This window comes from Glycomyces halotolerans, from assembly GCF_054779575.1.
The window spans coordinates 197,376-203,375 of sequence record NZ_BAAGXZ010000005.1 but is presented as its reverse complement, the minus strand read 5'-3'; the positions used below and the strand labels follow the sequence as shown (position 1 = coordinate 203,375).

The 6,000-nt window shown below is 67.7% G+C and carries 7 protein-coding genes; 1 reads left to right on the top strand and 6 read right to left on the bottom strand.

Annotated features, from left to right (window positions below; translation table 11 throughout):
* Positions 1-524 precede the first annotated feature (524 nt).
* The 3 genes from ACYVL2_RS07115 to ACYVL2_RS07105 all read right to left on the bottom strand — a co-directional run bounded on the left by ACYVL2_RS07115 (position 525) and on the right by ACYVL2_RS07105 (position 2,076).
* On the bottom strand, positions 525-1,001 hold the full coding sequence (locus ACYVL2_RS07115) for a hypothetical protein (protein WP_460541648.1): 477 nt from the start codon (positions 999-1,001) through the stop codon (positions 525-527).
* Between the two features lie 143 nt (positions 1,002-1,144).
* The gene (locus tag ACYVL2_RS07110; protein WP_460541646.1) at positions 1,145-1,573 is read right to left on the bottom strand and encodes an SRPBCC family protein; all 429 of its coding nucleotides are present in this window, start codon (positions 1,571-1,573) and stop codon (positions 1,145-1,147) included.
* A gap of 83 nt (positions 1,574-1,656) precedes the next feature.
* The gene (locus tag ACYVL2_RS07105) at positions 1,657-2,076 is read right to left on the bottom strand and encodes a MerR family transcriptional regulator (RefSeq protein ID WP_460541644.1); all 420 of its coding nucleotides are present in this window, start codon (positions 2,074-2,076) and stop codon (positions 1,657-1,659) included.
* A 90-nt stretch (positions 2,077-2,166) separates the two neighbouring features.
* Here ACYVL2_RS07105 and ACYVL2_RS07100 point away from each other — a divergent pair, with 90 nt between their 5' ends.
* Complete coding sequence (locus ACYVL2_RS07100) at positions 2,167-2,622, top strand: hypothetical protein (protein ID WP_460541642.1); 456 nt, start codon at positions 2,167-2,169, stop codon at positions 2,620-2,622.
* A gap of 24 nt (positions 2,623-2,646) precedes the next feature.
* Here ACYVL2_RS07100 and ACYVL2_RS07095 read toward each other — a convergent pair whose 3' ends face one another.
* The 3 genes from ACYVL2_RS07095 to ACYVL2_RS07085 all read right to left on the bottom strand — a co-directional run bounded on the left by ACYVL2_RS07095 (position 2,647) and on the right by ACYVL2_RS07085 (position 5,646).
* A complete protein-coding gene (locus ACYVL2_RS07095) occupies positions 2,647-2,970 on the bottom strand; it encodes a hypothetical protein (protein ID WP_460541640.1) in 324 nt (107 codons plus the stop codon).
* Positions 2,970-3,782, bottom strand: coding sequence for a Bax inhibitor-1/YccA family protein (locus ACYVL2_RS07090; RefSeq protein ID WP_460541638.1), 813 nt, complete (start codon positions 3,780-3,782; stop codon positions 2,970-2,972). Before ACYVL2_RS07090 ends, ACYVL2_RS07095 begins: the two co-directional genes overlap by 1 nt.
* Positions 3,783-3,930: 148 nt before the next feature.
* Positions 3,931-5,646, bottom strand: a complete 1,716-nt coding sequence (locus tag ACYVL2_RS07085; protein WP_460541636.1) for a bifunctional metallophosphatase/5'-nucleotidase — start codon at positions 5,644-5,646, stop codon at positions 3,931-3,933.
* Between the last annotated feature and the right edge of the window lie 354 nt (positions 5,647-6,000).

Sequence of the window (6,000 nt, the reverse complement as noted above, 5' to 3'; positions counted from 1 at the left end):
CGTTCTTACCCCGCCCGTCGCGGGAAGGCGCCTGCGGCGGGGGAAGCGACACGAACATCGCAGCCCGAGACCCCAAGCGGGTCCGGGCCCTCCGCCACGCCCACACCCCCAAAAGGACACCCCGACCCGGCCACGAACACACCACCCCGGCCAACCCCGCTACCTCTTTTGTCGCCGCCAAGGACCCCAGCCACACACCAACCGAGAGACGAACACCGACCCCGCCCCACCTCCCACCTCGTCATCGCCGCCAAACCACCCGCGCCATCCACCAACCCGCAACCCGAAGACACGACCCCGACCGACCTCCTACCCCGTAGTCGCTGAGAAAGGACCATGACCGCCCCACCACCTGGAAGCCGAGACCGACGCCTCAGGTCCTCCGGCCTCGTCATCGCTGCCAAAGAGCCTGCACCATCCGCCAGCCCGCAGCCAGAGAACACCACCGTGCCGAACCACCCCACCCCCGCGTCGCCGCTATAGAACAGCAGCCTCCGGTGTTCACAGTGGGCGGCTTTCCAGAATCAGACTTCGCGTGCGTCGCCTCCCGCAGCCACACCGTTCCGGCCCGCAACTACCGCACTGCGCCGGGAAGCGCGCCGGTCGATGATGGCGGCGGCGGGGATCCCCGCCGCCGCCAACACCGCGACGAATCCGCTCGGGCCCACCAGCCACAGGCAGATTGACGCCCAGCCGGCCAGGACCAGCCCGAAACCGACCCCGACCCGCTGCCGCATCCTGCCCAGTCGGATGAGTAGCAGCCCCAGCAGGAATCCTGGAACCGCGATACCGCCAGGCAGCGCCCAGAAGACGGCGAGCGATTCGGCATCCGCGCCAGAGCCCCGCAGCGAACCTTCGAACCATTTGCCCCACGGCGCCAGCGGGACGAACACCGCTACATGCGCCGCGGCGATGACGATGAGCGACCAGCCGGTCAGGCGCGTCAGCCGAGCGGCGCCCGGAGAAGCGGGAGAAGCCTGCGAATCGGATGCTGTGGCCATGGGTCCGAACCTAGGTCGGTTCGCGACGAGCCGCTTCCCTCCGGGGAGGCGGCCGACTCCCCCGCTCGGGGGAGCATGGAGCTCAACAGTTCGGCCCGGACATGGTACGTCCGGGCTCGAGCCGTATCGCCAAGTTGTTCGCCTCAGTTGCCGGTGACATACGCTGCGCACCAGTCGAGGAGCATTTGGCTGCCTTGTTTGGACCGGTCACGGCTCTTCTGCGTGGCGGAGGCCTGTGAGATGGTGAGGCGGGTCCGGTCGGAGCCGAGGTCGGTGAACTCCAGGCGCATGGCCTCGGGTTCGCCCTCTGGGGCGTCCATGGCCATGTCGAGCCGTTCGTGCTCGACCACGTCGAGGTAGGTGCCGGTGATCGGGAATTCCCGGCCGTCGGGCGCGGCGACGGTGGCCCGCCACTTGCCGCCGGGTCTGACGTCCTGGGCGACCGATCCGGGTACCGAGCGGCTCCAGGTCTCGTACTGCTCGCCGTCGGTCCAGGCTTCCCATACCTTCGCGACCGGGGCGTCGATGTCGGCGCTGATCTCGTAGCGGTAGTCGTGCTGGTCGGTGCTCATGTTCGCTCCCTGCGTCCGTGTTTCGGGATTCTATAGAGGTAGACGCGGAAGCCGGGCCCTATTCATTCCTCTTCCGATGCTTTTCAGCGCAGGGGCCGCACCGCGCTAATCGGCGGCCGGGCTTCGGGGCGGGTCGACGCGGCGGCGTTCCGGTCCGGGCGCATCGGGCAGCCGGTGCCGGCGCGGGCCTCCAACTCGGACCGTATCTGCGCGAGTTCGGCCATGCGGGCGTCGACGACTTCGATCTTCGCCGCGAACAGCGCCGTGAGCGCCTCGGCCGCATCCGGGGAGTCGCGCAGTTCCTCGCCGTGGCGCGCGATCTCGGCGAGCGAGAATCCCAGCCGCTGGGCGGTCCGGACGTACTCGAGCCACGGCACGGTCTCCGGCGGAAAATCTCGGTACCCGTTCGGCATCCGCTGCGAGGAGACCAGTCCGGCCTTCTCGTAGAAGCGGATGGCGTCCCTGGTCAGGCCCGCCCTCTCGGCCAGTTCTCCGATGCGCATCCGGGCTCCCTCGTTCGCGACTTGACCTTGGAGTGCACTCCACTGTTTACGGTAGGGCACTCCTGTCACCGAATGCGATCGAGGACCGCCATGACCACGCTGCTCCACCCCACTCGCCGCCCGTACCTGCGTCTGGTCCGGGCGAGCGCCTGGTACGACCTCGTCGTGACCGCGGCGTTCGCCACGCCGTGGACGTACGTCCTCGCGCACGGGGCGCTCTCGGCGCTCGGCGAGCGCACGGGACTCGGGGCCCTGCCCGAGCTCGAACCGATGCAGGTCATGTACGCCAACCTCATGGGGTCGGTCGTCGTGGTCTGGGCGCTGCTGCGCCTGTTCAGGACGCTGCCGGTGCACGGCCGCTACGACGGCGCGGCGCGAGTGCTGTTCGCGCTCTGGCAGGCGTACGCCTTGTCCCAGGGTGCGAGCGGACTGCTGTGGGGGTTCCTCATCGTGGAGGTCGCCTTCGGCGCGGCCCAGCTGCTGCCGTGGTGGCGGGCCCGGGGCCTCGCTCGGAACCATCTCGTCGATGCGGGCGCTCGGGGATGATCGGCCCGCTGCCCCCGGGGCCGCTTATCCGTTGCGCGGCCGGAAGAGGACCTCGCGGGCCGCGAGGAGGGCCGCCTCGACCCTGGCGCGCTGCCCGGGGGTGAGGCGGTCGGCCACGTCCAGCAGGTCCAGGCCGACGACCTGGAGCTGGTCGGGCAGGTTCAGATCGCTCGGCAGGCGCGGGACCCGGCGCGCGGGTTCGCCCTCGGCTTCGGCGGTGACGTCGGCCAGCGCCTGGACGAGGGTGTGCATCGCTTCGGCGCGGCCGTCTTGCGACCATCGAGCGGGCGACCAGTGGCGTGTGCCTTCGACGACGCGCCCGATCGCCCGCTCGAGAGTCCGGTCCATTACTCGCCCTGGAAGTAGCTGAGCAGGCGCAGCATGCTCCAGTACAGGAAGATGAGTCCGGCGGTGAGGCCGAAGGCGCCGGCCCAGGCGAATTTCTTCGGGGCGCCGCCGGCGGCGGACTGCTCGATCATGTCGAAGTCGAGGATGAACGAGAATGCGGCCCACACCACCATGCCGATCGCGATGACCCACTGGAGGACCGAGGGGTCCTGGCCGGGGGCGGCGAACAGGCCGAGGTGGAAGCCGAACATGCCGGCGACGAGGTTGACGGCGATGAGCGCGAAGATGCCGAAGCCGGCGCCGACGATGATCTTGGTGAACATCGGGGAGTTCTTGAGGATGCGGAACTTGTACAGCGCCAGCATCCCGCCGAAGACCAGGATGGTTCCGAGCAGCGCGTTGACGACGATGCCCGGGATGCGGGCCTCGAAGAAGGCGCTCACGCCGCCGAGGAGGAGCCCCTGTCCGATGGCGTAGACGAAGCAGACGACCGGGTTGGTGATCGGCTTGAACATCGAGAACAGGATGACGCCGAGGCCGACGAACATGCCGATCATGCCGAGGACCATCGCCGTGTTGATGGCCGACTGCTGCGCTTCGGTGATGATGTTGGACCCGGGCGCGGGGAGGTTCGGGTAGACCATCGACCAGGTGACCATCGCGGCGACGAAGGTCGCGGCGATGAGGGCCACAGTGCGGACGATGACGTCGTCGATCTTCATGGTCTCGACTTGCGGGGCCTGCGTCATCTGCCCGTAGGGGCCGTACGCCGCGCCCATGTGCTGCTGTTCGGCGTACTGGCTCTTCATCATGTTTCTGAGGGATGAGTTTCTGCTCTGCATGTCTGCGGTCCTCCGATGTATGTCAGGGCATCCCAAGCTTATCCGGTAGTCGCCTGAATGCTAGCGAGCGGCGGGGGAGCCGCTGCTCCCCCGCCGCCGTGTCGCTTGCCGCGGTGCGTTAGATGACGTTCACTCGGCCGAGCGCGGGTGCCTCGACCGGGTTGTCGGGTGCGGAGTTCTCGGCGAACCAGGCTTCGAGGGCGTCGAGGTCGACTTCGCCGGTGACGCGGTCGGTGCCTTCGGCGAGGACGTAGAAGGAGTCGCCGCCGTCGGCGAGGAAGTTGTTGACCGTGACCCGGTAAGTGCGGTCGGCTTCGATGGGCTCGCCGTGGAGTGTGAGCGAGTCGGCGACGATCTGGTCGGTGCCTTCGGCGCTGGTGTCCCAGGTGTAGGTGAAGCCCTCGGATACCTGCAGGAACAGCGTGGTCGAGCGGTTGTCGCTCGGGAGTTGCTGCTGCAGGAGGGTGAGGATCTGGGCGCCGGTGAGGTCCATGGTGGTCAGGTAGTTGCCGAACGGCTGGACGCTGTAGAGCTCGCCGAAGGTGACCACTCCGGGTTCGCCCTGGTCGTAGAGCAGGTCGGCTCGGACGCCGCCGGGGTTCATGAAGGCGATCTCGGCACCGCCGAACTGTGGGTCGGCGGTGCGGTCGAGTTGCGCGTCGGCGATGAGGCTGCCGAGCGGGAACTCTTCGGCGCGGGTGGCGCCGCGGGTGATGTCCTCGGCGATGTAGCCGACGGGGCGGGCGGCGACCTCTTCGACTTCGTCGAGGTACCGCTGGACGAGGGTCGCCTGGGTGTGGTCGGGCTCGACGTCGCGTTCGACGACGGTGTTGGAGCCGGTCACCGAGGAGCGGATGATGTCCTTGGTCTTGCGGTCGTAGGTCGCCTCGATCTCGGTGAAGACGCGGCCGTAGGAGGACGCGGAGGTGACCATGCGGGGCTGTCCGGCCGGGTCGGTGACCGAGCAGACGTACTCCTGGTGGGTGTGGCCGGTGACGATGATGTCGACGAGCGGGCTGGTCTGCTCGGCGATGTCGACGATGGGGCCGGACATGCCGATGCCGGAGCCGTCGAGGGACTCGCATTGGTGGCCGGTGTCGTCGGCGACCGGCTGGCCGCCTTCGTGGAGGAGGACGACGATGGAGTCGACGCCTTGGGCGCTGAGTGCTTCGGCGTAGCGTTCGGCGGTCTCGACCTCGTCGAGGAACTCCAGGCCCTGGATGCCGGACTTGGCGACGATGTCGCCGGTGCCTTCGAGGGTCATGCCGATGAAGCCGACTTTGACGCCTTTGCCGAAGTTCTTGATCCAGTACGGCTCGAGGACGGGTTCGCCGGTGGTCTGGTCGACGACGTTGGCGCCGAGGTAGGGGAAGTCGGCGCCTTCGTAGTCGCCGTCGCCGTCGATGTGGCGCTGGAGGTCGTCGATGCCCTTGTCGAATTCGTGGTTGCCGACGCTGGAGACCTCGACGCCCATGGCGTTGAGGGATTCGATGGTGGGCTCGTCGCCGAAGGCGGCCGACAGGAAGGGGCTGGCCCCGATGAGGTCGCCGGCGGCGACGGTGGTGCTGTAGTGCTCGCCTTCGCGGGCCTGCTGGAGGTGGGTGGCGAGGTAGGCGGCGCCGCCAGCGGGCACTGCTTCGCCGTCGATCTCGTAGGTGAGTCCGTCGGAGGCCTCGATGTTGCCGTGGAAGTCGTTGAGGGCCAGCAGTTGCAGGTCGATGTGCCTGCCGTGGGGGCTGCCCTGGCCCGCGTTGGCCGACCATGCGCCGACCGCGAGCGTGGTGGCGGCCAGGCCGGCCGCGGTGGCGGCCGCCAGGTATCGTTTCGATTTCATTTTGAACATTGCTCTCCAGGGGTCGGACGTGAGGACGCGGGCGTGCCGCACCGATTGTGATCCAATCATGGGACGATTTCGCCGGAGTCAATACAACATAACGGCTCGACAAAGGCGCGGTAAAGGTCCGGGGCCGCGCGAAAGTGCTTTCGGATAGCACACGCGGATCTGTGGGTCACCCCCCATCCCGAATCCCGAGAGTTGCGAGACGAATGCGATTCCCTTGCGCCACAACGGATTGTTACTGTACCGTAACATCAAAATGTCCACAAAGCCTACCCTTGCCCCACCCGATAGCGATTGCTACAGTCACTCCGAGAGAGACTCATATAACAGCTCGTCGCGATATTGGTG